The organism is Mesorhizobium sp. M7A.F.Ca.CA.002.04.1.1 (assembly GCF_004022805.1).
Taxonomy (GTDB): domain Bacteria; phylum Pseudomonadota; class Alphaproteobacteria; order Rhizobiales; family Rhizobiaceae; genus Mesorhizobium; species Mesorhizobium ciceri.
The window spans coordinates 1-1,120 of the sequence record NZ_RZPL01001110.1 but is presented as its reverse complement, the minus strand read 5'-3'; the positions used below and the strand labels follow the sequence as shown (position 1 = coordinate 1,120).

Annotated in this window: 2 protein-coding genes and 1 pseudogene; all 3 read right to left on the bottom strand. The window is 62.9% G+C overall.

Annotation, left to right across the window (positions count from 1 at the left end; all coding sequences use genetic code 11):
- Positions 1-296 (bottom strand): annotated as a pseudogene (locus ENZ75_RS32560) (sterol desaturase family protein); the annotation flags it as partial.
- Positions 293-721 (bottom strand): hypothetical protein, encoded by a 429-nt coding sequence (locus ENZ75_RS32555; RefSeq protein WP_027160420.1) that lies wholly within the window; start codon positions 719-721, stop codon positions 293-295. The gene ENZ75_RS32555 and the pseudogene ENZ75_RS32560, both read right to left, overlap by 4 nt.
- Positions 722-804: 83 nt before the next feature.
- On the bottom strand, positions 805-1,120 hold a 316-nt coding region (locus tag ENZ75_RS32550; RefSeq protein ID WP_348630649.1), incomplete at its 5' end, for a squalene/phytoene synthase family protein.

Here is a 1,120-nt window from a genome sequence, read left to right as displayed (position 1 = left end):
AAATAGTAGCGCAGATCATCGAGCAGGAAGGCCACCAGAAAGACCCAGATCGACAGGCCGAGATTGAAGACGCGGAACTGCCAGAGCCACAGCAACGCCCAGTAGGACACGACGCCAAGCAGCAGCCCGGCAACGACATTGCCGGTACCCATCATCAGGCTGGTCAATGTGTCGCGCGTTTCGAACGAACCCTTGGCACGGCCGGTGCGCACCAACCAAAGCTCGATCAGGATCGCGACAACGAAGAACGGGATGGCCAGTTGAGTGACCTGCGGAAAATTGTAGTCGTCCATCATGCCGCCTCTCCGCCGAAACTCTGCGGCTCAAGCGCCTTCAGCAAGCCTTGCGCATCCGTTGCGCTGGCAAAGCGGAAGCGGCCGCCCTTCCAGGTGAAATCGGCGAGCCGCAGCGAGACCGTATTCCCGTCTCCAGCGTCCAAAATCGTGACATCTTGAGGCGTGACGATGCGGGTCAAGAAGCAGTCGCCTACGCTGTGAACGATCCCGAAGCGCCCTCGCCCGATATCCAGGAACGCGGTCCCGGCATCTGCTGTCAGGCGGACTGCCGCCACGATCTCGTCGGGAAAATCCTCGGCGAACCGGCTCTTCGCATGATCTGCGCCACTGAGCGTCGCCGTCTTGCTGCCGCCAGTGAAATGCACCGCGGCAACCGACAGCGCGATGCCAAGGGCGACGATCGCAACCAGCAAAGGCAAGCTCATTGAATGGGTATCTCCTCCGGCCGGCCTGTCGTCTATGGCGACAGTTTTGGCGCGGAGACTTCTTAGCACGGTTGACGTTTACGTCAAAGTGCTGGCCAACCCTTGCTCGCGCGGCGCAGCAATAGCCAATGCCGGCGCAAGGCCGAGAGCCGCGCCACGCCACCGAACGGCGAGCCATTCTCCATCTTGCCGAGATAGGCGCGCGACAGGGCCAGCGGCAGGAATGCCGGGCGCAGCGAGACCGGGAGAGCCGGTGCGCCTTGCTCGAAGGCGGAAAGATGTTCCCGTGCCAGCGCCATCATCGCCGCCACCGCGCGTTTGGCGCCGGATCCGCCGTCGCCGGTGACGAATTCTTCCGGCGACGATCCCGCTGCCGCCAGAATGGCGGCCGGGACAAAA